The sequence below is a fragment of the uncultured Arthrobacter sp. genome, from assembly GCF_947495145.1.
Classification (GTDB): domain Bacteria; phylum Actinomycetota; class Actinomycetes; order Actinomycetales; family Micrococcaceae; genus Arthrobacter_D.
Genome location: NZ_CANLXP010000054.1, coordinates 1 through 599, shown reverse-complemented (window position 1 = coordinate 599; position 599 = coordinate 1). Strand labels below are relative to the sequence as shown.

Sequence of the window (599 nt, the reverse complement as noted above, 5' to 3'; positions counted from 1 at the left end):
ACGGCCGGGTCCATCCGCACGGTCAGGGAGACCTTCGCGCCGGCCCGTGCCGCGGCGGTGGCCACCGCGTGGGCGTAGAAGGCCGAATCGGAGCGCAGCAACACCATCCCGGCCGCGTCCTTCGAGCGCAGCCGGGCGACGTTGGCCAGCAGGTCGGAGACAAATTTGCCCGCGCCGCGGGCGGAGTTCGCCGCTCCCTTGCGCAACCTGGCGGCAGCGATGAACGGGGCTGCGTTGCCGGTGGTGACGGTGCCAATGAAGGCATTGAGCCCGCGGACACCGGAGTAGCCGTAACCGGATCCTTGTTTCTTATAGCCGTAGACTTCCTTGATCGTGTCGTCGATATCGACCAAGGCAAGATCATCGATCCCGGAAGCCAAGGGTGTGGCCGCTGCCAGCAACGGCAGCCAGCGGGACGCGGCTGCTTCGAGCTGGCGGACATGTCCAAAGGTGAACCTGCGCAAAAACGAACCCAGCGTCGAGGGCGCATAGGTGCCGGTGAACAATTTCCCGGTTCCGCCGTGGCGCAGGACACCCATATCGTCAATGCAGTCCGCGCCGGCGACCATCCCGGCAACCAGCGCCGTAACCTTCAGCCC

1 protein-coding gene is annotated in these 599 nt (G+C 65.9%); it reads right to left on the bottom strand.

The features are described 5' to 3' along the window. Positions 1-599, bottom strand: a 599-nt coding sequence (locus Q0877_RS17065; protein ID WP_299170046.1) for a transposase, incomplete at both ends; no start/stop codon positions are given.